Here is a 23,048-nt window from a genome sequence, read left to right on the forward strand (position 1 = left end):
TGCTCCCGCTCACTCGAATCGGGCGATCTGCTCGCCGAACAGGCCGCGCGGGCGCAGCAGCAGGACGAGCACCATGAGGCCGTAGACCGCGGCCTCCGTGGCCGGCGGGTAGGCGTAGGCGGTCAGCCCCCGGACGACGCCGACGATCAGCGCCGCGAGGACGACGCCCCAGAACGAGCCGAGCCCGCCGATCACCACCACCACGAAGGCGAAGGTCAGAATCTCGGCGCCCATGGCGGGATGCACCCCGGTCACCGGCGCCATCATGGTGCCGGCGAGGGCGGCGAGACCCACGGCGATCGTCACCACCGCGGTCATGTAGGGCCGCAGCGAGATGCCCAGCGCCGCGACCATGTCGGGGTTCTGGACGCCGGCCCGGACCACACGGCCGAAGCTCGTGCGGGTCAGGAGCAGCCACAGGCCGCCGACGCAGGCCAACGCTACCATCAGGATGGACAGCCGGTAGCGCGAATAGATCAGGTCGCCGATGAACACCTGGCCGCGCAGCCAGCTCGGGATCCCGTACGGCAGGGGTGCCGCCCCGAAGGCCATGCGCAGGGCCTGCTCGGCGACCATGGCGAGGCCGAAGGTCAGGAGCAGGCCGAGCGTCGGATCGCCCCGGTAGAACCGCCGGAGCAGGAACCGCTCGATCACGAGGCCGAGCGCCGCGACGAGCAGCGGCGAGGCGACGAGCGCACCGCCGAAGCCGATCGTCGGGGTCAGCATCACCGTGAGGTAGGCGCCGATAGCGTAGAACGCGCCGTGGGCGAGATTCACGATCCCGCCGAGGCTGAAGATCAGCGACAGGCCCAGCGCGATCAGCAGGTACTGGACGCCGATCAGCAGGCCGTTGAGCACCTGCTCCAGGATGAAGACGAGCTGCATGGCCGCCTCACGCCGGGAAGGTGCAGGCGTTCTCGTCGCGGGTGGTCGCGAGGACCTCGAGATTTTCGCCGGCCCCGGGCAGCGGCCCGGTCGCCGTGAAGATGTCGTAGGGATTCTTGACCTGATCCGACGGCAGGGCGGTGATCGCGTACATCTCCTGCATCAGCTCGTGGTCCCAGGGCCGGAAATAGCCCTCCCGGGTCTTGGCGATGTCGAAGGTCGCGCCCTTCTCGAGATGCTCCACGATCTTGGTGGAATCGGTCGATTTCAGCGCGTTCATGGATTGGGCGACGATCTTCATCGCCGTGTAGTCGCCCCAGCCCTGGTTCTCCGGTGGCTTCTTGTACTTGGCCCGGAACGCCGCCACGAACGCCTTGGCCGAGGGCGAGTCGATCTGATGGTGCCAGATCACCGGCCAGGTGCCGAGAAAATTGCCGGGTCCGGCGCCCCAGGCGAGCGCCGTATCGAACCCGAAGCCCGCGACCGGGAACGGCAGCCCGAACTCGCTGTACTGCTTCAGGAAGTTGGTGATCTGGGCGCCCGCGAGATTGCAGATCACCAGGTCCGGCCGACCCTGGCGCAGCTTGAGCAGGAAGGGCGAGAAGTCGGTCAGCTCGGTGGGGATCAGGTCCTCGCCCGCGATGGTCGCCTCGTTCGCGATGAAGAACTTCTTGGCCTGCTTCAGCAGGTCGTGGCCGAAGGCGTAGTCGGCGGTGAGCGCGTAGACCTTCTTGCCCTTGATCAGACCCTTCTCGACAAGCGCGCGGCCGGCCGCGCGGACCATCATCGTGTTCTGCGCCTCGACATGGAACAGGTAGCGCTTGCAATCGGCACCGCGCAGCGCGTCCGAGTTCGCACCGGTGTTGATGAACAGCACCTTCTCCCGCTGCGCCACCTGGCTGATCGCAAGCGCCGAGGCCGAGTTGATCTCGCCGACCAAGCAGGCGACGCGGTCGCGCTGCACCATGCGCTCGGCCTTCGCCGAGGCGGTCTGCGGATTGACGCTGTCCTCCGACAGGAGCTCGACCTTCCGGCCGGCGATGCCGCCGCTCGCATTGATCTCTTCCACGGCGAGCTGGGCGGCCTGCACGGCGAACTCGCCGAGCGGCCCGAGGAACCCGGTGCGCGGAGTCAGGTGGCCGATCCGGATCACGTCGGACTGTCCCTGGGACAGGGCTGGGCTCCCGAGCGCCGGGGCGATGAGAGCCGCGCCGCCGGCCCGCAGCAGGCTGCGGCGTGAGAGAGAATCCCCGAACCGATCCGTCATCGTTCCGCTCCCGTGCGTTTCCTCCAGTCGGGCTTTTTTGACGGGCTCTGGCGGCCCTCACCCAAACTGTGATCACAGATCACTAGCGCGATAGTGCCACATTCGTCTAGTGTCGGCACATGAGTTCCATGTCGGCCCTGGCCGAATTGCCCCAGCTCGAACGGCGCACCCTCGCCGACACCGCCTACGAGGCCCTGGCCGACCTGCTCGCCTCCGGGCGGCTGGCGCCCGGCGACCGGCTGTCCCTGCGCCAGAGCGCGGCGGCGCTGGGCGTCTCCGTGATGCCGGTGCGGGAGGCCGTGAGTCGCCTCGTGGCCGACGGCGTCCTCGAAGTCGCGGCGACCCGGGCGATCCGGGTGCCGATCATGACGGCGCAGGATTTCCGAGCGCTCGCCGAGACCCGCATGGCGATCGAAGGCATGGCCGCCGCACGCACCGCCGAGCGCCGGAGCGAGGCGGATCTCGCCGGGATCCGCCGGGCCGAGGCGGCGTTCCGCGCCGAGGCCGAATCGGCACGGCCCGACAGCGCCCAAGCGGTCCAGCTCAACCGCGATCTGCATTTCGCGATCTACGCGGCGTGCGGGCTGACGCCCCTGCACGAGATCATCGCCCGGCTGTGGCTGAAGGCGGGGCCGGTCATCAACCTCGACCTGCGGGCCCATCCGGAGCGGCTGCTCCAGGGCTTCGCGCTGCGGCGGCACGCCGAGGCGCTGGCGGCGATCGAAGCCGGCGACGGGCCGGCGGCAGCCGCCGCGCTGGCGGCCGATATCCGCGAGGCAGCCGAGTTCATCATGTCCCGCGGCGGCCTGCGGGACACGTAGCTTTGGGTCCGCACCGTCCCGAAACCCGGCAACCGCCGTTCGGGACGATGCCGAGATGGGAGGGACGATATGGATCTCGGAATTGCCGGCCTGCGCGTGCTCGTGACGGCGGGCGCGGCCGGCATCGGTCGCGGCATCGTCGATGCATTTCTCGAGGAAGGCGCGCGGGTCTTCGCCTGCGACATCGACGAGGCGGCGCTCGCGACACTACCCGCGGAGGTCGGCCGCATTCGCACCGATGTCGCCGACCGGGAGCAGGTCGCCGTCATGATGGATCGGGCGGTCGATCATCTTGGCGGCCTCGACGTCTTGGTCAACAATGCTGGCATCGCCGGGCCGACCGGGCGGGTCGAGGAGATCGCCCCCGAGGAATGGGACCGCTGCCTGACGGTCTGCCTCACCAGCCAGTTCAACTGCGCCCGGCTCGCGGTGCCGCATCTGCGCGCGAGCGGCAACGGCTCGATCGTCAACCTGTCCTCGGCGGCCGGCAAGTTCGGCTTCGGTCTGCGCAGCCCCTACGCGGCGGCGAAATGGGGCGTGATCGGCTTCACCAAGTCCCTGGCGATCGAGCTCGGCGAGGCCGGCATCCGGGTGAACGCGATCCTGCCCGGCTTGGTCGCCGGCGACCGGCAGCGCCGGGTCCTGGAGGCAAAGGCGCAGCAGCAGGGCGCGAGCTTTGCCGAGATGGAGGCCCGCGCCTTCTCGTTCGTCTCGGTCAAGGATTACGTCACCGCCCGCCAGCTCGCCGACCTGATCTTGTTGCTGTGCTCACCCCGGGGCCGCACCATCTCGGGGCAGGCGATCTCCATCGACGGCGATACCCGGATGCTGTCCTGATCGGCCGCGCGACACGTGACGCCGCGGCACGGATCGCGGCAAATTGAGACCGGAGCGGCATCACGACCGCGAGACTGGGAGGATCGGGAGATGCGTCTTTCGGGCAAGACTGCCTTGGTCACGGCCGCCGCCCAGGGCATCGGCCGGGCGAGCGTCCTGGCGATGGCGCGCGAGGGCGCGCGGGTGCTGGCCACCGACGTCCGGGCGGACGCGCTGCGGACCTTCGACGGCGTGGAGAACGTCACGACCGCGCCCCTCGACGTGCTCGACCGGGCGCAGATCGAGGCGGTGGCCGGCACGATCGACCGGATCGACGTGCTGTTCAATTGCGCCGGCTACGTCCATGCCGGCACGGTGCTCGACGCCAGCGATGCCGATTTCGACTTCGCGGTAAACCTCAACGTCCGGTCGCAGTTCTGGACGATCCGCGCAGTCCTGCCACGGATGCTGGCGGCGGGCGCCGGGAGTATCGTCAACATGGCGAGCGTCGCCGGCTCGCTGCGCGGCCTGCCGAACCGCTTCGTCTACGGGCTGACCAAGGCCGCGGTGATCGGCCTGACCAAGTCGGTGGCGGCGGATTACGTGGGCCGCGGGATCCGCTGCAACTGCGTCTGCCCGGGCACGGTCGACACGCCTTCGCTCGCCGACCGGATCAACGCGTTCGACGACCCCGTGGAGGCCCGAAAGGCCTTCATCGCCCGGCAGCCCATGGGCCGGCTGGCCAAGGCCGAGGAGATCGCCCCGCTGGTGGTGTTCCTGGCGAGCGACGAGGCCGCCTTCGTGACCGGCCAGAGCTATTCCATCGACGGTGGCATGACGATCTGAGGATTTCGACCATGAGCGAGAAGCGCCGCGTGACCCCCGCCGACCTGCGCTCGAAGGCGTGGTTCGACAATCCCCACAACCCCGGCATGACCGCGCTCTACCTCGAGCGCTACCTGAACTTCGGGCTCACACCCGCCGAGCTGCGGTCCGGCAAGCCGCTGATCGGCATTGCCCAGACCGGCTCCGACCTTTCCCCGTGCAACCGGCACCACCTGGAGCTGGCCAAGCGCGTCCGCGACGGTATCACGGCGGCCGGCGGCGTCGCCTTCGAGTTCCCGTGCCATCCGATTCAGGAGACCGGCAAGCGGCCGACTGCCTCCCTGGACCGCAACCTCGCCTACCTGTCTCTGGTCGAGGTCCTGTACGGCTATCCCCTCGACGGGGTCGTGCTGCTCACCGGCTGCGACAAGACCATGCCGGCCTGCCTGATGGCGGCCGCCACCGTGAACATCCCGGCAATTTCACTCAATGTCGGGCCGATGCTCAACGGCTACTTTCAGAAGGAGCTGACCGGCTCCGGCACGATCGTCTGGAAGACCCGCGAGCGTCATGCGGCCGGCGATATCGACTTCCAGCAATTCATGGACATCGTCGGTTCCTCGGCGCCGTCGACCGGCCATTGCAACACGATGGGCACGGCCTCGACCATGAATGCGCTCGCCGAAGCGCTCGGCTTGGCGCTTCCCGGCTCCTCGGCGATCCCCGCGCCGTACCGCGAGCGCGGTCAGGCGGCCTACGCCACCGGCCTGCGCATCGTCGACATGGTGTGGGAGGACCTGAAGCCCTCCGACATCCTGACCCGGGAGGCGTTCGAGAACGCCATCGTGGCCAATGCTGCCATTGGCGGCTCGACCAACGCGCCGATCCATATCAATGCCATCGCCAAGCATATCGGCGTGCCGCTGACCTGCGACGACTGGGAGCGGGTCGGCTTCGAGATCCCGCTGCTTGTCGACATGCAGCCCGCCGGACGCTGGCTTGGCGAGGAGTATTTCCGCGCGGGCGGCCTGCCGGCCGTCTTCGCCGAACTGATCGAGGCCGGGAAGGTCCATACCGAGGCGCCAACCTGCAACGGGCTGACCGTCGGCGAGAACTATCGCGGCCGGCACAGCTGGAACCGCGAGGTGATCCGGGCCTACGGGACGCCGTTGATGGAGCGGGCGGGCTTCCTCAACCTGAAGGGCAGCCTGTTCGATTCGGCAATCATGAAGACCTGCGTGATCTCGGAGGAATTCGCCGCGCGCTACCTGCGCAACCCCGAGGACCCGATGGCCTTCGAGGGCCGCGTGGTCGTGTTCGACGGGCCGGAGGATTACCACCATCGCATCGATGATCCGGCGCTCGGGATCGACGAGAACACCGTGCTGATCATGCGCGGCGCCGGCCCGGTCGGCTATCCCGGCGCGGCCGAGGTGGTGAACATGCAGCCGCCGGGCGAGCTGATCCGCCGCGGGGTGACCTCTCTCCCCTGCATCGGCGACGGTCGCCAATCCGGCACCTCGGGCACGCCCGCGATCCTCAACGCCTCGCCGGAGGCGGCGGTGGGCGGCGGCCTGGCGCTGCTCCAATCGGGAGATTGGGTCCGCATCGACCTCAACACCCGCCGCGCCGACATCCTGCTCCCGCCCGAGGAGCTGGAGCGCCGCCGGTCCGATCTGGCGAGCCGGGGCGGCTTCCCCTACCCAGCGACCCAGACGCCCTGGCAGGAGATCTACCGGGATCAGGTGGCGCAGCTCAACGAGGGCATGGTGCTGAAGGGCGCGGTGAAGTTCCAGAAGGTGGCGCAGAGGTCGGGCGTGCCACGGGACAATCACTGAGGCGGGTTTGCCCCGCAATCGATCGATGATGGATTGATACGCAAGGAAGGACGGCGGAACGCGGGACGCAGCTTCGAAGAAGCGCTCGATTTGTTTAGACACGTCCCGCTTCGCCGAAACCAATATCCGCACCGTCATTCCCGGGCGCCGCTCCGCGGCCCCGGGACGCCTCGGTCGATGCCGAGCTTCCCGGCATACCGCAGGCGGCGACAGCGACAGGGTGTGCCCAAAGGTCTCTCCCTCAACCACCCGTTCCATCCTCGGTGAATTTTGAATACAATCCTCCCGATGGGCGGGGACGCGCCCTCGGGAGGGATCGGCCGTGACGCAAGCCAAGGCTCGAAGTGCGGCCTCGCCGCGCGCGGCGGCGCGTCTGGACGGGGGCTTGGCCCGCAAGCTCGCGGAACAGTTGCAGGGGGAGGCGCGGTTCGACGCGTTCACCCGCGGCCGCTACAGCACCGATGCCTCAATCTACCAGATCATACCAGCCGGGGTGGTGCTGCCGCGCTCGGCCGCCGACATCGCCGCGACCCTGCGGATTGCCGCCGATCACGGCTCGCCGGTGATCCTGCGCGGCGGCGGCACCTCGCAGAACGGCCAGCCGATCGGCTCCGGCCTCGTGGTCGATTGCTCGCGCCACTTCAACGGCATCCGCGCCTACGACCCGGAGGCCGGCACCATCACGGTCGAGCCCGGCATGGTGCTGGAGCGGCTGAACAGCCGCGTGAAGGCCGATGGCTGGTTCTTCCCGGTGGAACCCTCGACCGCCACCCGCTGCACTATCGGCGGCATGGCCGGCAACAATTCCTGCGGCGCCCGCTCGCTGCGCTACGGGAAGATGAGCGACAACGTCCTGGCGATGGACGCGCTGCTGCCAGGCGGTGAGGCCTTCGGCTTTGGCCTGACGGGCAATGCGAGTTCGGGGGTGACCGGCTCGGCGCATGCGGAATCCTTGGCCGAGCGCATGCGCGCCCTCGCCGTCCTCCACCGCGACGAGATCGAGGCCCGCTACCCGAAGGTGCAGCGGCGCGTGGGTGGCTACAATCTCGACGCCCTGGTCGAGCCGCGCCCGAATCTCGCGCATCTGCTGGTCGGTTCGGAGGGGACGCTCGCCGCCACAACCTCGGTGACCCTCAAGCTGTCGCGCCTGCCGGCGCACCGGGTCATGGGCGTCTGCCATTTCCCGTCGTTCCGGGCCGCCATGGAGACGACGCAGCATATCGTCGCCCTCGACCCCGTGGCGGTGGAGCTGGTCGACAACAACGTGCTGGTGCTGGGCGCCGACATCCCTCTGTTCCGGACCACGCTGGCCGACATCACCCGCGGCAAGCCGAACTGCCTGCTACTGGCGGAATTCGCCGGGGACGACCTTGCCGTTCTGAAACGCGACCTGAAGCGCCTCGATGCCTGCATGGCCGATCACGGCTTCCCGGACGCCGTCGTCGAGATCTTGGAGCCCGCGCGCCAGCGCTCCGTCTGGGAGGTGCGCGAGGCCTGCCTCAACATCATGATGTCGATGAAGGGCGACGCGAAGCCGGTCTCGTTCATCGAGGATTGCGCGGTGCCGCTGGAACACCTCGCCGACTACACGGATGCGGTGACGGACGTGTTCACCAAGCACGGCACCCGCGGCACCTGGTACGCCCACGCCTCCGTGGGCTGCCTCCATGTCCGCCCGATCCTCGACATGAAGGACGGAGGCGACGTGAAGCGGATGCGCGCCATCGCGGAGGAGACCTCCGAACTGGTGCGCCGCTACAAGGGCTCCTATTCCGGCGAGCACGGCGACGGGATCTCGCGTTCGGAATACATCGCGCCGCTCTTCGGCCCGGTCCTGACCAACGCCTTCGAGACGGTGAAGGACGCGTTCGATCCGGAGAACCGGCTCAATCCCGGCAAGATCGTCCGGCCCCTGACCATGGATGACCGGAGCCTGTTCCGGTTCAAGCCCGACTACGCCGTGACCCAGCCGCTCGAGCCCGCCCTCGACTGGTCCGATTGGGGCGGCTTCGGCTCGGCGGTCGAGATGTGCAACAACAACGGCACCTGCCGGAAGCTCGCCGGCGGCGCGATGTGCCCATCCTACCGGGCGACCCGGGAGGAGGAGCACCTCACCCGCGGCCGCGCCAATTCCCTGCGCCTCGCGATCTCGGGACAGCTCGGGCCGGACGCCTTCACCAGCAAGGCGATGAAGCGCACCCTCGATCTCTGCGTGTCGTGCAAGGCCTGCCGCCGGGAATGCCCGACGGGCGTCGACATGGCCAAGATGAAGGTCGAGTTCCTGCACCACTACCACGCCCGCCACGGCCTGCCTCTGCGCGACCGGCTCATCGGGCTGATGCCGCATTACGCCGGCATCGCCGCCAAGCTCGCCCCGCTCCTCAACTTGCGCGACCGGCACCCGGCGCTGGCCGCCCTGTCGGAGCGGATGGTCGGGCTCTCGGCCAAGCGCTCGCTGCCGCGGTGGCGGCGCCCTTGGAGCGAGCAAGGCGAGGCGGCCCATCCCGGCGACGTCACCGGGGATTTCCGCGACGTCATCCTGTTCGGCGACACATTCAACCGCGCCTTCGAGCGGGAGAATCTCGAGGCGGCCGAGCGGGTTCTCCGGGCTGCGGGCTACCGCATCCACCGGGCCTACCCGACGCGCGGGCGGCGGCCGCTCTGCTGCGGCCGGACGTGGCTGGCCTCGGGCCAGACCGACCGGGCGCGCGCCGAGGCGCGCCGGACCCTCGACACGCTGCTGCCGTTCGTCCGCGCCGGCGCCCGGGTGGTCGGCCTGGAGCCGTCCTGCCTGCTGACCTTCCGGGACGAGTTTTCCGCCTTGCTGCCGGGCGAGGACACGGCGCTGCTGGCCAGGCAATCGCTGCTGTTCGAGGAATTGCTGGCCGGCGACCTCGCGGCCGGCCGGATCGCGCTTCCGCTGGCGGACCAGGGCGGCCGGGTCGCGCACCTGCACGGGCATTGTCACCAGAAATCGTTCGGCGTGATGGGCTCGGTGGAGACCGTGCTGCGGTCGGTGCCGGGCCTCGACGTGCGGGTCATCGAGTCGAGCTGCTGCGGCATGGCCGGCGCCTTCGGCTACGGAGCCGAGACGATCGAGACCTCCTTCGCCATGGCGGAGCTGTCGCTCTTCCCGGCGCTGCGCGCGGCCGGGCCGGACGACCTTGTCGTGGCCGACGGGACCAGCTGTCGCCACCAGATCCACGACGGCTTGGGGCTGGAGGCCCAACACGTGGCGCGCGTTCTCGATGACGCGCTCGTGCACGCCTCCCTGCCTCGACACTGAATTGTCGGGCACCTACACATGCTGGACGGGTTGCTTTGACCTTGCGTGCACCGTCGGCTCATGAACAAAATCGACACCGGCATCGGAATCAGCCGCCGCTATCTCCATGACGAGGTGGCGGACCGGATGCGGGAACTGATCCGCTCCGGGGAGATGGAGCCCAAGGCGCGCATCAACGAAGGCGAGCTGACCGAGCGCTTCGGCATCTCGCGCACGCCCCTGCGGGAGGCGATCAAGATTCTGGCGACCGAGGGGCTGCTCGAGCTGCTGCCGAACCGCGGGGCGCGGGTCGCCATCATCTCCGAGACGGAGCTCGAGGAGATGATGGAGGTGATCGCCGGACTTGAGGCCACCGCCGGCGACCTCGCCTGCCGGACGATCTCGGAGGCCGAGATCGACGCGATCGAGGTGGATCACAACGCGATGGTGGCGGCCTGGAAGAGCGGCGACGAGGCCGGGTATTTCAACCTCAACCGGCGGATCCACGAAGCCATCATGGCGGCGAGCCGCAACGGCGTGCTGGCCAACATCTACGAGAGCCTGTCGGGCCGGATCCAGCGATCGCGCTACTCCGCCCGGCAGACGCCGGACCAATGGGCCCGGGCCGTGTCGGAGCACGAGCGCATGATCGCGTTGCTGCGCGCCCGGGACGGGGCCGCCCTGGCGGTGCTGATGCGCGAGCACATCCGCGGGAAGAAGTCCGTGATCGCCGCCAATTACGGGGTCGCGGAGGTCGGCTGAGCGGTCATCTCGAACCAGAACGAGGCGCCCGGCGTGCGGGAATCGTTCGGGTAGAGGAACGGGATGTCGGGGCCGGCCCCGCGGGCGGCGAAGACCGCCTTCACCCGGGCGCTCATCGCCGGATCCTGACAGAGATACATCACCGGGGCGGTCACCCGGAACGGCGGGGCGCCGCATAACAACATGGCGGCCAGCAGGTACTGCTCGTTGTAGAGGCGGCAGTTCCACGCGGCCGGGTAGTCGTCCGGGATGAAGATGTCGTGGATCTGGACGATCACGCCCGGCGCGAGACGCGGCATCACTTCGAAGAAGAACACCGTCACGTCGGAATTTGCGAAGGAGCGGTGCGATCCGTCGAAGAAGACGATGTCTCCGGCCCGCAGCTCTTCAAAGAGTGTGAGGTCGCAGCCTTCGAGGGGCGTGCGAAGAGTCCGGTCGCAGATCGCGTCGATCTCCCGCCTGGGCATCGGGTCGATCGAGGTGATCGTGGTCGGCAGGTTCAGCGCGTCGATCGTGTGGCGGGCAAAGCAGGTCGAGACGCCGGAGCCGATCTCGAGGTAGCGGGCAGGCCGTTTCCAGGCCAGCATCGTCATCAAGGCGGCCGCGTCGAGCGCGGTGAACCAGGTGTTCTTCCAGTGCGGCGTCACCGAGGCGGCGAGGCGGGATTCGTGCGGGACGCTGTGGAGCAGGTCGGCCTGGCCCTCCAGCGCGTCGAGGAAGGCTTCGTAGGCCGTGCTCTCCCGGGCGAGGACCGACCGGAGCTGGCCGTGCGGCGGGCTGCCGGGCGTCCAGCGGGAGGACGGCACCACCGGGTGGTAATCGTGGACCGTGTGGCTCCAGCGGAACGGCTCCGTGCTCGCCCGAAAGATGTCGACGCCGGCGCGGCGCCCCGCGCTTCTCACGATGTCCTTCAGCATGTCCGTCCTCGCTCTCAGGGGGCGACATTGCTCAAGCTGCAACTTCTAGTCGAGTCGGAACGCGGGGCTACGCAATCGTCCCGGTGCGCACGATAGGCGCGTATTCGCCAGCTCAGGCGGCGTTCGGCGCCCAGAGGCCGGCGACCAGATCGGTGAAGCGGTCGCCCTGGACGATGACGTGGCTACGCAGGGCGTCGGCCGCGCGGATCTCGTCGCCGGCGACGATCGCAGCGACGATCGCCTCGTGCTCGGCGAGCGATTGCGGGAGTCGCTGGCGGACCCGCAGCTGCAACCTGCGGTAGGGCGCCAGGCGGCGATGCAGTGACAGGGCCTGCTCGGCCAGGAAGGCGTTGCGGCTCGCCCGGTAGACCACCGTGTGGAACACGTAATTCTCGGCGTAGTAGCTCTCGGTATCCTCCTGGGCCATCGCCGCCTTGCAGCCGGCGAGCGCGGCCTGCAGGGCCTCCGAATCCTCCGGAACCAGGCGGCGGGCAGCGAGCCGGCCGCAGGCGGCTTCCATTTCCGCCATGGCCTCGAACATGGCGAGCAGCAGGTGTGGTTCCGGCGCGCTTACGATGGCCCCGCGCCGCGGCTTGGCCTGGACGAGGCCGGTGGCCGCGAGCTGGAGCAGCGCCTCCCGAATCGGGGTGCGTGAGACGCCGAAGCGCGCCGCGAGCTGGTTCTCATCGAGCCGCGACCCGAGAGCGAGCTCGCCCGAGACGATCTCGTCCTCGATCCGCTGCCTCAGTCGCTGGGCGTGGCTCATCCCTCCGGTCCCTCCGCACCGACAGGCCGGCGCCGCATCTGCCCGATTCCTGGCTCACCGCCGGGCTTGATGCCACTCACATATGCTCCGCCGTTGACAAAATATACAAGACGGTTTTCTTTGCATACAAGCACTGCAAGACAATATTGCGGCGCACAAGATCAATGCCGCAGTGAGTGCGGTGCGGGAGAGAGTAATGACGCCGACACGTCGCACGCTGGTCGCGGCCGCCCTGACGGCGCCCGCCATCCTGAGATTCGGCCTCGGCGCCGCCCAGGCCGCCACGACCCTGAAGCTGTCGCACCAGTTCCCGGGCGGGACGATCGACGAGGGCGATTTCCGCGACCGCATGTGCCGGAAATTCGCCAAGGCGATCGGAGAGCGCTCGCAGGGCGCCCTGGAGGTCCAGGTCTATCCCGGCTCGTCGCTGATGAAGACGAACGCCCAGTTCGGCGCCATGCGCAAGGGCGCCCTCGACATGTCGCTCTACCCCAGCCCCTACGCAGGCGGCGAGGTGGCGGAGCTGAATATCGGCCTGATGCCGGCGCTGGTGACCTCCTACGCGCAGGCGGTGGCGTGGAAGTCGGCGCCCGTGGGCAGGAAGCTGACCGAGCTGCTGGAATCGAAGGGCATCGTCCTGGTCTCGTGGGTCTGGCAGGCGGGCGGCGTCGCCAGCCGCGAGCGGCCGCTGGTCGCGCCGTCCGACGCCAAGGGCATGAAGGTCCGCGGCGGCTCCCGCGAGATGGACCTGATGATGAAGCAGGCCGGCGCCGCGACGCTGTCGATCCCGTCGAACGAATCCTACGCGGCCATGCAGACCGGCGCCTGCGACGCGGTGATCACCTCGTCCACCAGCCTGATCTCGTTCCGGCTGGAGGAGCTCTCGAAGGCGCTGACCTCGGGCCGGGAGCGCTCCTACTGGTTCATGCTCGAGCCGATCATGATGTCCAAGACCGTGTTCTCCGGCCTGCCGAAGGACCAGCAGGACCTGATCATGGCGGTGGGCGCGGAGCTCGAACCCTTCGGCCAGACCGGGGCCAAGGAGGACGACACCCGGGTCGAGCAGATCTTCTCGAAGGCCGGCGCCAAGGTCTCGCAGCTCGATGAGCAGGTGCTCGGCCAGTGGCGCGAGCTCGCGCGCGAGACCGCCTGGAAGGACTATGCCGGCCGCAACGCGAGCTGCGCGGAACTGCTGAAGCTCGCGGAGCAGGTCGCGTGAGCCACGGCTTCGACGCGGCCACCGCGATCCCGGATGCGAAAGGCGCGGAGGAGCCCCGGCTCCCCGGCCTGCTCGGCTTGTTCGACCGGACGCTGCGCGGCATCAACCGCGTGATCCTCGGCCTGGGCGGGCTCTGCCTCGTCGCGGCCTGCCTGGTGCTGAGCCACAGCGTCGTCGTCCGCTACCTGTTGAAGGAGCCGACCGACTGGCAGGACGAGATGGCGGTCTTCCTGATCGTCGGGGCGACCTTCTTCTCGGCCGCCGGGGTCCAGGCCAAGCGCGGCCACGTCGCGATCGAGGCGCTGACCGGCTTGCTGCCGCCGGCGGTCAACCGGATGCGGCTGCTCTTCGTCGACGTGGTCAGCCTCGCCTTCTGTGCGTTCTTCGCCTGGAAGAGCTGGACGCTGGACCACGAGGCCTGGATCGATGGCCAGACCTCGCAATCGACCTGGGGGCCGCCGCTCTGGATCCCCTACACGCTGATGGCCGCCGGCATGAGCCTGCTGTGCCTCCAGTTCATCCTGCAGATCGCCGAGGCGCTGCTCTACGGGCCGCGGGCGGCCGGCTGGGCCAAGCCGAAGATCGGCATCGGCGCCGACGTCAACAAGGACATGCACGACGCGTCCGGGGTCACGCCCCGGGGGCCCGATCCGATGGGCCAGACGATCGACGCGAGGGTGAAGTGATGAGCACGGCGGCGATCGGCTTCCTCTACGCGGGGGCCACACTCGGGGCGATGCTGTCGGGCATCCCCATCGCGTTTGCGCTCGGCGCCGTGGCCCTGGCCTTCATGGTCGTGTTCATGCCGGCGGCCTCCCTCGATACGGTGGCCCAGAACGTCTACGAGGAAATGGCCTCGATCACCCTGCTGTCGATCCCGCTATTCATCCTGAAGGGCGCGGCGATCGGGCGGTCCCGGGCGGGCCAGGACCTCTACACGGCGATGCATGCCTGGATGCACCGCATTCCGGGCGGCCTCGGCATTGCCAACGTCTTCGCCTGCGCGCTGTTCGCCGCCATGGCGGGTTCCAGCCCGGCCACCTGCTCGGCGATCGGCTCGGCCGGTATTCCGGAGATGCGCAAGCGCGGCTACTCGCCGGGCTTCGCAGCCGGGATCATCGCGGCCGGCGGCACGCTGGGCATCCTGCTGCCGCCGTCGATCACCATGATCCTGTACGCGGTCGCCTCCGAGCAGTCGCTCGGGCGCCTGTTCCTGGCCGGAATCGGGCCGGGGCTGCTGCTGGTCGCGTTGTTCGCCGCTTGGGCGATGTACCGGTTCCGCTCGGAATTCTCGGCCGCCCAGGCGGTGCTGGAGCGCGGCGGCCCGGCCTCGCCGATCCTGGCAGACGAGCAGTACAGCATGGCGCAGCGCTTCTCGACGCTGCCGCGCGTGCTGCCCTTCGTGGTGCTGCTCACCGGCGTGATGGTGGCGCTCTACGGCGGCTACGCGACGCCGTCCGAGACGGCCGGCCTCGGCGGCCTGCTGGCGCTGGGCCTGATCGCGGCGATCTACGGCGTGTGGCGGTTCCGAGACGTCAGCCCGATCCTGGTCGCGACCCTGCGGGAATCGACCATGCTGATGCTGATCATCGGCATGTCGCTGCTCTACGCCTACGTGATGAGCTACCTGCACCTGTCGCAATCGGCCGCGGCCGCGATCGTGGCGATGCAGCTCTCCCCCTGGGTGCTCTTGGTGACGATCCTCGCCCTGGTGATCGTGCTCGGCTTCTTCCTGCCGCCGGTCTCGATCATCCTGATGACGGCGCCGATCATCCTGCCGCCGCTCAAGGCTGCGGGCTTCGATCTGGTGTGGTTCGGCGTGGTGATGACCATCACCATGGAGATGGGCCTGATCCACCCGCCGGTGGGCCTGAATATCTTCGTCATCAAGAACATCGCCCCCGACATCCCGCTCTCGGACATCATCTGGGGCACCCTGCCCTTCGTAATGCTGATGGCGGTGGCGATCCTGATCCTGTGCCTGGTCCCAGGCATTGCCATGTGGCTGCCGGATCTGCTGCTGGCGACGACGCGGTAGGAAAGGCTTCCCCGCGAACGGCGGCGCCGGTAACCTTGGCTGCGTGACCGGCGCCGCCCTATCTATCGACGATGACCGACCTTCAGACCATTCAGATGCTGCACACGGCGAACGTAATCGCCGAGGACGAGATCGACGCCAGCGTCGAGGCGTTCCTGAGCGGGGCGGTCTCCGAACCCTACCGCTTCCGCAGCGGCCACCGCCTCAACCTGGTCAAGGCGGTGCGCAGCCATCCCGGGGCGCAGGAATTCGTCGGCCGGGCGAATGTCGGCACCCTTCTAAAGCGGCCGTTCGTGCGGGCGGCGATTTTGCAAGCGCGGCCGATGAAGGGGTGAGCGCGCTTCTCCCGCGCACGATCTCATCCTAAGATGCGCCTGCAAAGCAGGCGCCACCTCAGGATGTGGGGAGCATCTTGGATCTCGCTCGCCTCGACAGAGCCAATCCCGTCATTGCGAGCACAGCCAAGCAACCCGGAGCCGCGGGTGTTCCTGGAACGCAACGGCGCCCCGGGCTGCGATCCGGCTCAGCGCCCCTCGGACCGCTTCACAACCGACGCGACGGTGTTCTTCTGGGACGGGGCTGCGGCGTTCGTCTTCGGCACCGGCTTCTTCGGCTTCTTCGTCTCGCGGTTGCCGCGTTGCTTCTCGATACTCATGGGGCCGTTCTCCGGAGCGTGACGGCGGCTTTTCGCACCGGGCCGACCCGTACGGCCGCCCGTCACAGGCGGGGACCTACGATCCGCAATCACCGGAGCGTGATGCCGCCATTCCGGTAATGCGGCGAGCCTGCGCCCGAACGACCGCAAAAGATAGTGTCCTCTCCGCGGCGGGCCTGTTCTGTCGCAATCCTTTCGAACGGCCCTGGCGGACGGCGCAAGCTTTGCCATAACGCGTGGCTGATCTGGCGCGTCGCCGCTGGGGCCGACTCTATTTCAAGGACACTTGCATGAGCCTCGAATCCGTCCGGGCGTTCTTCGCCGAGATGGCGCCCGACATCGCGGTGATCGAGCTGACCACCAGCACCGCCACCGTGGCCGAGGCCGCCGCCGGCCACGGCGTCGCCCCCGCGCAGATCGCCAAGACGCTGTCGATCCGGATCGGCGACCAGGTCGCCCTCGTGATCACCCGGGGCGACGCGCGGCTCGACAACAGGAAGGCCAAGGCCGTGTTCGGGGGCAAGGTCCGGATGCTCGACCTCGCCGAAGTCGAGGCGCTCACAGGCCACCCGGTCGGCGGGGTCTGCCCGTTCGGGCTGATTGCGCCGCTGCCGGTCTATTGCGACGTGTCGCTGAAGGCCTTCGACGAGGTCGTCCCCGCCGCCGGCAGCACCCACAGCGCGGTCCGCATCGCACCGGACCGTATGGCAACGCTGACCGGAGCCGCGTGGGTCGATGTCTGCCAGGAGCCGGGGTGAGCCGCGGCTCCTAGCGCCCGCTCCAGGCCGGGGGGCGCTTGCCCAGGAACGCCTCCATGCCCTCACGGAAATCCTGGCTCATGTAGCACATCAGGATCAGGTCATCGCCGGGATGCGGGGCGCCGTCGGCGGTCGGCTCCTCCTCGGCGAGGCGGCGCAAGCCTTCCTTGGTGGCCTGCATGGTCAGCGGCGCGTGGCCGGCCAGGAGTTGCGCCAGGGCGTCGACCCGGACGGTCAGCGCCGCGCGGTCGTCCACGACCTCGCCGACGAGGCCGATGGCCAGCGCTTCCTCGGCGCCGACGAGGCGGGCGGTGAAGATGATATCCTTGACCCGAGCCGGGCCGATCAGCCCGGAGAGCCGCTTGAGATTGCCCTGGCTCAGGCAATTGCCGAGCGTCCGGGCGATGGGGAAGCCGAACCGGGCGTCCCGGGTCGCGACCCGCAGGTCGCAGGCCGCCGCGATGGCCGCGCCGCCACCCGTGCAGGCACCCGCGATCGCCGCGATGGTCGGCACCCGCAGCCGTTCCAGGGCGCCGAGCACCCGGTCCATAAAGCGCTCGTAGCCCAGCGCGTCCTCGGCAGTCGCGAAGCCGCGGAACTGGGCGATGTCGGTGCCGGCCGCAAAAGCCTTGTCGCCGGCACCGGTGATGATCAACGCCTTCACGGCCGGGTCGGCGGCGATCGCCTCACAGCAGGTGATCAGCCCCTGGTACATCGCGAAGGTGAGCGCGTTGCGGGCCTGCGGCCGGTTGAGGACGATCCGGGCGATCCCGGCCTCGTCGGTGGTGAACAGCAACTCGTCGGTGGCGGGCGTGGCACTCATCGCAGGTCCTCTGGGGTTCAGGCCACGGTCTCGCGGACCACGCCCCGGTCGATCAGGCCGTCGATCTCGAAGGCGGTGTAGCCGGCTTCCGCCAGGATCGCCCGGGAATGCTCGCCGAGCAACGGCGCCGGGCCGTGGACCCGGCCGGGCGTGTCCGAGAACTTTACCGGCAGGCCCAGCGTCTTCATCCGGCCGACCCGGCTGTGCTCGACCTCCACCACCATCTCGCGGGCGAGCGTCTGCGGATCCCGGTGCATGGCGTTGACGTCGAGCACCGGCCCCGCCGGGACGCCGCCGGCCTCGAGGCGGGCGAGCCAGGCCTCGGACGTCTCCGCCCTGAAGATCGGCGCCAGGGTCGCGGCGAGGTCGTGGCGGTTGGCCATGCGGTCGCGGTTGAGCGCGAAGCGCGGATCCTCGGCGAGCACCTCCGAGCCGATCGCCTTGAGCAGCCGCAGCCAGTTGGTCTGATTGGCCGCCCCGATGGTGATCCAGCCATCGGCGGTCTCGAACGCCTCGTAGGGGGCGTTCAGCGGATGGGCCGAGCCCATCGGCCCCGGGGCGATCCCGGTCGCCATGGCGATGGCCGATTGCCAGTAAGTGTGGGTGATCCCGGCCTCGAACAGCGAGGTATCGACCGCCTGGCCCTGGCCGGTCCGGAGCCGGTGTGCATAGGCCGCGAGCACGCCCATGGCGGCCAGGATCCCGGCGGTGATGTCGGTCACGGGCGGCCCGCATTTCATCGGCGGCCGGCCGGGCCCCTCCCCGGTCACCGACATGAGCCCGCTCATGCCCTGCGCGACGAGGTCGAACCCGGCGCGGTCGGCATAGGGACCGGTGCGGCCGAAGCCCGAAAGCGAGCAATAGACCAGCGCCGGGAATTCCTGCCGCAGGGTCTCGTAGCCGATGCCGAGCCGCTCCATGGTGCCGCCACGGTAGTTCTCGATGAGCGCATCGGCGTTAGCGAGCAAGCGGCGCAGCACCGCGACGCCGTCCGGGTTCTTGAGGTCGAGGCTGAGGCCGCGCTTGCCGCGGTTCATCATCATGTAGGCGGCGCTCTCGCCCTCGAGCGCCGGCGGGACGGTGCGACGGGTGTCGTCGCCCTCCATCTTCTCGACCTTGATCACCTCCGCGCCCATGTCGGCGAGCATCAACCCGCAGACCGGGCCGGCCATGATGTGGGCCAGCTCGATCACCCGCATGCCGGCGAGCGGCCCCGAACGTCCCGTCTGTTCCGCCATCGCGGCGCTACTCCCCGGCCGGCACGGTCGCCACCGGGCCGACCGGCCCGGTGACGGGGTCCACGAATTCGCGCTCTGGATGCATCGTGAAGGCCAGGGCGGCGCCGAGCAGGCAGAGCCCGACCGAGCCGACGAAGGGCAAGGTCCAGCTGCCGGTCAGGTCGACGATCAGCCCGAACACGATCGGCGAGACGATCGCCGCCACCGCCGAGCCGGTATTCATCAGCCCGCTGGCGGTGCCGGCATATTTCGGCGCGATGTCCATCGGCACCGACCAGATCGGCCCGATCACCAGCTCGGCGAAGAAGAAGCCGGAGGAAAGCAGCAAAGCCACCAGGGTCAGGTCGCGGGTGAGGAACACCCCGGCCAGGCTCGCGGCCGCGCCGAGGAAGCCCACAACGATCACCGACAGGCGCGCGAGCTTCACGTTGCCGGTGCGATGGAGGATCGTGTCGCTCAGCATGCCGCCGACCGTATCGCCGACAACGCCGGCAAAGAAGACCCCGGAGGCGAACAGGGCCGAGTTCTTGAGGTCGAGGCCGTAATTCTCCTTGAAGAAGCTCGGCAGCCATCCGAGGAACAGCCACAGGGTCCAGCCGTAGCAGAAATATGTGATCGTCACCGGCAGCATGCGCCGGGTGAGCGCGCCCCACGGCACCGATTGCTTGGCCCCGACCTTCTTGGGCGGCGGCAGGGCCTCGAGCTCCTTGGCCGTGATGGTCGGGTGATCGGACGGGTCATCGCGGAAATACAGGTACCAGATCGCGACCCAGACGAAGCTGACCCCGCCCAGGATCACGAAGCTGGTGCGCCAGCCGAAATGGTACATCAGGAAGGCCACGATCGGCGGCGCCACCGCGTTGCCGAGCCGGGCGAAGGCGTGAGTGATGCCCTGGGCGAAGCCGCGCTTGCCCGGCGCGGTCCAATTCTGCATCGCCCGGGTGGCGGTCGGGAAGGTCGCGCCCTCACCGAAGCCGAGCAGCACCCGCGCCAGGAACAGGCTGATCAGCCCGCCGACCAGGCCGGTCAGGATCGTGGCCGAGGCCCAGATCATGCCGCAGACGAGGAGCGTGCGCCGGGCGCCGAACTTGTCGCCGACCGAGCCGCCGATGACCTGGAAGATCGCGTAGGGATAGGCGAAGGCCGAGAGGATCAGACCGAAATCGGTCTTCGACATGCCGAATTCGCGGATTATCTCGGCGCCGGCGGTCGCGATGTTCACCCGGTCCAGATAGGTGATGAAATACATCACGCAGAGCAGGCCGAGCACGCCATTGGTGGCGCTCATGCGCTTGAGCATCGACGGTTCCTCCGCTCTGACGGCGCCGCGTTTTCCGGTCGCCCGGCGCCTCGTCACGGGGACGGACGCTCTTTGGTATTCGTTATTCAAACGCCTCTTGCACCGGAAGGCAACCGTGCGTCGAGGGGGGTGGGCACGAATTCAATCTGTCGGCGGAAACGCAAAACGGGAGCCGCGGGGCTCCCGTTGCGATGAAAGCCAACCCTTTGCGGGTGGCGGTTCGGTTCGGCCGGAACGGCCATCCGCTGGCGTGCCGGAAGTTGTCGAGACCGGTGGATCTCCCAACCTGCCTCATCCTCAGGTGCGGCGCAGCCGCCTCGAAGGAGCCCGCCATGGATCGCGCGGCGGGCTGGAGGTCACCTGTCGAGGCCTCCGCACGCTCCGTCGCCTCGGGATGCGGAGGAGGATGGGATATCCGGTCTTGTGAGGGCAACGATCGCCCGTCTTAGAGCCAGCCCGCCGCTCAGGCGGACCCGGCTCCGTGACGGGGGGTATCTTCAGACCGTCGCCGGCTGCAGTTGCCCGGTCTCCGTCTCGGTGCCCAGCGCCTTGCCGCGGGGGCCGACCCAGCTACCCACCCATTTGCGCTGCCAGAGCATCAGGCAGCCGAGCACCGCGGCGGTGAACACCGCGTAGCCGATGAAGCCGAGCGAGAACGAGCCGGTATACTGCTTCGACAGGCCCATGACGTTGGGCAGGATCGCACCGCCGAGAGCCCCGACCTCGCCGATCATCGAGCCGGCGACCGCGGTGTTGGTCGGCCAGCGCAGGGGCACGAGCTGGAACAGGGCACCGTTGCCGGCGCCGAGGGCCGCGAAGCACAACATGAACAGCAGCGTGGTCACGGCGAGCGAGGGCGTGGCCATCAGCGACAGGAAGGTGGCGATGGCCGCGAGCAGCACCACCGACAGGACCGCGATCCCGCCCATCCGGTCGGCGTAGTAGCCGCCGACGATCCGGATGCCCGAGCCCATGAAGGCGGCCAGCATGGTCAGCCGCCCGGCCTCGACCTTCGTCACGGAGAATTGCTCGTAGAAGAAGGTCGGCAGGAAGTTCGACAGGCCGACGAAACCGCCGAAGGTGATCACGTAGATCAGCGAGAACGCCCAGCCGTCCTTGGTGAACAGGCAGGAGACGTGCTCCTTGAACGACTGGTGGGCGTTGTCCGGCGGCTCCTTGGCGAACACGATCATAACCGCGAGCGGGATCAGCATCACCACGCCAGCGAAAGCGTAGGTGGTCTGCCAGCCATAGGCCTGGGCCAGGGGCGGGGCGAACAGCACGGCCAGCACAGTGCCGGAATTGCCGGCGCCGGCGATGCCCATCGCCAGCCCCTTGTGCTCCGGCGGAAACCAGCCCGAGCCGAGCGACAAAGCCACCCCGAAGGACGCCCCGGCGATGCCGAGCAGCACGCCCATGGCGAGCACGTCGTTGTAGGACGAGACCACGAAGTATCCGTAGGCCATCGCCATCATGATCACGGTCATCTCCGTGATTGCAGCGTTCTTGCGGCCGATATACTGGGCCAGGATCCCGAGCGGGAAGCGCATCAGCGCCCCGGCGAGGATCGGCAGCGAGATCATGAACCCGGTCTGGGCCGGGGTGAGCTTGTAGGTCTCGGTGATGAACGGGCCCATGGCGCCGTTCAGAACCCAGATCGCGAAGCAGAAATCGAAGTAGAGGAACGCCGCGAACAGCGTCGCGGGGTGACCCGACTTCATCGCCGTCTTGAAGCTGGCCATAGCAGGTGCTCGTCTTATGAGAGGCGAACCGCCACGCGGTCGCTCATGCCGGGGATCCGGACTCACACCGTCCGCTGTTTGAGAGCGCCGTTGCTCCACCGCCGCAGCAGGCGCGGCCTGAACCGCAATGCAGCATGCGTGCCAGCTCCGAAGGATCGGAGGCGCCCCCCAGCACGGCCTTCAATCGCCTCACCCGTCATTGCGAGCGCAGCGAAGCAACCCAGCGATGCGGAACGTTCTGAGCGCGCGTGCTGCTTAGAGATGCTTCGCTGCATTCGCAGTGACTCGGCGGGCGGCCAGCGCCGCGCATATCCCGCGCCCTCACCTATCCTGAGGCGCCGTAACGCGGCGGAGGCTTCGAAGGAGGGCTCTCGCAACCGCGTCGCTTCGCGCCGGCACCTTAGCAAAAGGTGGCAAGCGGGATGACCAAGCATAGTCTCGCCAAGCCCCTCACCTTGGCGACACGGCGCAGCCTGCCGTCAAACCTGATCTCGCGCGGCAGCAGGATTGCCCTTGATCGAGGCAGCACTGCTTGGGAATCGGGCGCGACCTGAAGGCGTCCCGATCACCGGCATGACACGACGGTGCGGACGATCCAGCCTTCCTGCGGCACCCAGAACTTGCGGCGGGCGCGGCCGCAGTCGCGCTCGGGCTGGGTTCCCGCGGTCCAGGTCCCGGCCGGCGCAGCGGCTTTCGGCGGCTCGGCCGTGGCCGCGCGGCGCGCCTCGGCGCTCGGCCCGAGAACCAGGGCGGTGGCCAGGATCGCCGCGCCCCACAGGATGTTCGCACGCACGACCGAGATCCCTCGCGCGGCGGAGATGCCGGCCGTGGCCATCAACCTTGCGTTGAGGGACGAAGCAAGCCCGAACCGCTCCGGACCAGGCGCCGTCCCGTCCGTTCCTGCGGCAGGGTGAACGGGGGTGCAATCGGTAGAGGCAGGAACGCAACACAGGTGAAGAGAAGTACCAGCCGAGACATCGGACGACGGTCATAGGGGACTTCCGCAACTTGGCGATGCCGCGCGATCCTTGCTAAGGCCTGGAATGAGCGTGGCCTTGTATTCGTGTCGGCCGGCTCGATCGCGCGCCGCCGCACGATTTCGGTGACGCCGCG

21 protein-coding genes are annotated in these 23,048 nt (G+C 68.7%); 11 read left to right on the top strand and 10 right to left on the bottom strand.

Going from position 1 to position 23,048, the window contains the following annotated elements; all coding sequences use genetic code 11:
- Nucleotides 1–9 precede the first annotated feature (9 nt).
- Both AKJ13_RS17525 and AKJ13_RS17530 read right to left on the bottom strand, forming a co-directional pair.
- Nucleotides 10–885, bottom strand: coding sequence for a branched-chain amino acid ABC transporter permease (locus AKJ13_RS17525; protein ID WP_050734505.1), 876 nt, complete (start codon nt 883–885; stop codon nt 10–12).
- A gap of 7 nt (nt 886–892) precedes the next feature.
- The gene (locus tag AKJ13_RS17530; RefSeq protein ID WP_050734506.1) at nt 893–2,152 is read right to left on the bottom strand and encodes an ABC transporter substrate-binding protein; all 1,260 of its coding nucleotides are present in this window, start codon (nt 2,150–2,152) and stop codon (nt 893–895) included.
- Between the two features lie 119 nt (nt 2,153–2,271).
- Here AKJ13_RS17530 and AKJ13_RS17535 point away from each other — a divergent pair, with 119 nt between their 5' ends.
- The 6 genes from AKJ13_RS17535 to AKJ13_RS17560 all read left to right on the top strand — a co-directional run bounded on the left by AKJ13_RS17535 (nt 2,272) and on the right by AKJ13_RS17560 (nt 10,479).
- Nucleotides 2,272–2,973 carry a GntR family transcriptional regulator gene (locus AKJ13_RS17535; protein ID WP_050734507.1) on the top strand — a complete coding sequence of 234 codons (702 nt, stop codon included), beginning with the start codon at nt 2,272–2,274 and terminating at the stop codon, nt 2,971–2,973.
- Nucleotides 2,974–3,042: 69 nt separating this feature from the next.
- Entirely contained in the window at nt 3,043–3,810 is a 768-nt protein-coding gene (locus AKJ13_RS17540; protein ID WP_050734508.1) for an SDR family oxidoreductase, read from the top strand.
- A gap of 90 nt (nt 3,811–3,900) precedes the next feature.
- Nucleotides 3,901–4,635, top strand: a complete 735-nt coding sequence (locus AKJ13_RS17545; protein WP_050734509.1) for an SDR family oxidoreductase — start codon at nt 3,901–3,903, stop codon at nt 4,633–4,635.
- Nucleotides 4,636–4,646: 11 nt separating this feature from the next.
- Entirely contained in the window at nt 4,647–6,452 is a 1,806-nt protein-coding gene (locus AKJ13_RS17550; protein WP_050734510.1) for an IlvD/Edd family dehydratase, read from the top strand.
- Nucleotides 6,453–6,774: 322 nt separating this feature from the next.
- On the top strand, nt 6,775–9,738 hold the full coding sequence (locus AKJ13_RS17555; RefSeq protein ID WP_050734511.1) for an FAD-binding and (Fe-S)-binding domain-containing protein: 2,964 nt from the start codon (nt 6,775–6,777) through the stop codon (nt 9,736–9,738).
- A 60-nt stretch (nt 9,739–9,798) separates the two neighbouring features.
- On the top strand, nt 9,799–10,479 hold the full coding sequence (locus tag AKJ13_RS17560; RefSeq protein WP_050734512.1) for a GntR family transcriptional regulator: 681 nt from the start codon (nt 9,799–9,801) through the stop codon (nt 10,477–10,479).
- Here AKJ13_RS17560 and AKJ13_RS17565 read toward each other — a convergent pair.
- The gene (locus AKJ13_RS17565; RefSeq protein WP_050734513.1) at nt 10,455–11,396 is read right to left on the bottom strand and encodes a class I SAM-dependent methyltransferase; all 942 of its coding nucleotides are present in this window, start codon (nt 11,394–11,396) and stop codon (nt 10,455–10,457) included. The two genes, AKJ13_RS17560 and AKJ13_RS17565, sit on opposite strands and share 25 nt — an antisense overlap.
- A 112-nt stretch (nt 11,397–11,508) precedes the next feature.
- Complete coding sequence (locus tag AKJ13_RS17570) at nt 11,509–12,162, bottom strand: GntR family transcriptional regulator (protein ID WP_050734514.1); 654 nt, start codon at nt 12,160–12,162, stop codon at nt 11,509–11,511.
- A 196-nt stretch (nt 12,163–12,358) separates the two neighbouring features.
- Between AKJ13_RS17570 and dctP the strand changes: the two genes are divergently transcribed.
- The 4 genes from dctP (at nt 12,359) to AKJ13_RS17590 (ending at nt 15,754) form a co-directional block, all read left to right on the top strand.
- Complete coding sequence (gene dctP / locus AKJ13_RS17575; protein WP_050734515.1) at nt 12,359–13,381, top strand: TRAP transporter substrate-binding protein DctP; 1,023 nt, start codon at nt 12,359–12,361, stop codon at nt 13,379–13,381.
- Nucleotides 13,378–14,067 (top strand): TRAP transporter small permease, encoded by a 690-nt coding sequence (locus AKJ13_RS17580; protein ID WP_050734516.1) that lies wholly within the window; start codon nt 13,378–13,380, stop codon nt 14,065–14,067. Before dctP ends, AKJ13_RS17580 begins: the two co-directional genes overlap by 4 nt.
- Entirely contained in the window at nt 14,067–15,419 is a 1,353-nt protein-coding gene (locus tag AKJ13_RS17585) for a TRAP transporter large permease (protein ID WP_050734517.1), read from the top strand. Before AKJ13_RS17580 ends, AKJ13_RS17585 begins: the two co-directional genes overlap by 1 nt.
- A gap of 95 nt (nt 15,420–15,514) precedes the next feature.
- Nucleotides 15,515–15,754, top strand: coding sequence for a hypothetical protein (locus AKJ13_RS17590; RefSeq protein ID WP_244471642.1), 240 nt, complete (start codon nt 15,515–15,517; stop codon nt 15,752–15,754).
- A 188-nt stretch (nt 15,755–15,942) separates the two neighbouring features.
- On the opposite strand, the gene AKJ13_RS33115 is transcribed toward AKJ13_RS17590, so the two are convergent.
- On the bottom strand, nt 15,943–16,074 hold the full coding sequence (locus AKJ13_RS33115) for a hypothetical protein (protein ID WP_280137117.1): 132 nt from the start codon (nt 16,072–16,074) through the stop codon (nt 15,943–15,945).
- A 290-nt stretch (nt 16,075–16,364) separates the two neighbouring features.
- Here AKJ13_RS33115 and AKJ13_RS17600 point away from each other — a divergent pair, with 290 nt between their 5' ends.
- Entirely contained in the window at nt 16,365–16,832 is a 468-nt protein-coding gene (locus AKJ13_RS17600) for a YbaK/EbsC family protein (RefSeq protein WP_050734519.1), read from the top strand.
- A gap of 10 nt (nt 16,833–16,842) precedes the next feature.
- On the opposite strand, the gene AKJ13_RS17605 is transcribed toward AKJ13_RS17600, so the two are convergent.
- From AKJ13_RS17605 to AKJ13_RS17625, 5 genes are all read right to left on the bottom strand, one after another.
- Nucleotides 16,843–17,655: an enoyl-CoA hydratase/isomerase family protein gene (locus AKJ13_RS17605; protein ID WP_050734520.1), complete on the bottom strand. Its 813-nt coding sequence runs from the start codon at nt 17,653–17,655 to the stop codon at nt 16,843–16,845.
- A gap of 17 nt (nt 17,656–17,672) precedes the next feature.
- Nucleotides 17,673–18,893, bottom strand: coding sequence for a CoA transferase (locus tag AKJ13_RS17610; protein WP_050734521.1), 1,221 nt, complete (start codon nt 18,891–18,893; stop codon nt 17,673–17,675).
- Between the two features lie 7 nt (nt 18,894–18,900).
- Entirely contained in the window at nt 18,901–20,193 is a 1,293-nt protein-coding gene (locus AKJ13_RS17615) for an MFS transporter (RefSeq protein ID WP_050734522.1), read from the bottom strand.
- Between the two features lie 497 nt (nt 20,194–20,690).
- Complete coding sequence (locus AKJ13_RS17620) at nt 20,691–21,935, bottom strand: MFS transporter (RefSeq protein ID WP_050734523.1); 1,245 nt, start codon at nt 21,933–21,935, stop codon at nt 20,691–20,693.
- Nucleotides 21,936–22,500: 565 nt separating this feature from the next.
- On the bottom strand, nt 22,501–22,728 hold the full coding sequence (locus AKJ13_RS17625) for a hypothetical protein (protein ID WP_064774643.1): 228 nt from the start codon (nt 22,726–22,728) through the stop codon (nt 22,501–22,503).
- Between the last annotated feature and the right edge of the window lie 320 nt (nt 22,729–23,048).

The sequence above is a fragment of the Methylobacterium sp. ARG-1 genome (assembly GCF_001262595.1).
Lineage (GTDB): Bacteria > Pseudomonadota > Alphaproteobacteria > Rhizobiales > Beijerinckiaceae > Methylobacterium > Methylobacterium brachiatum.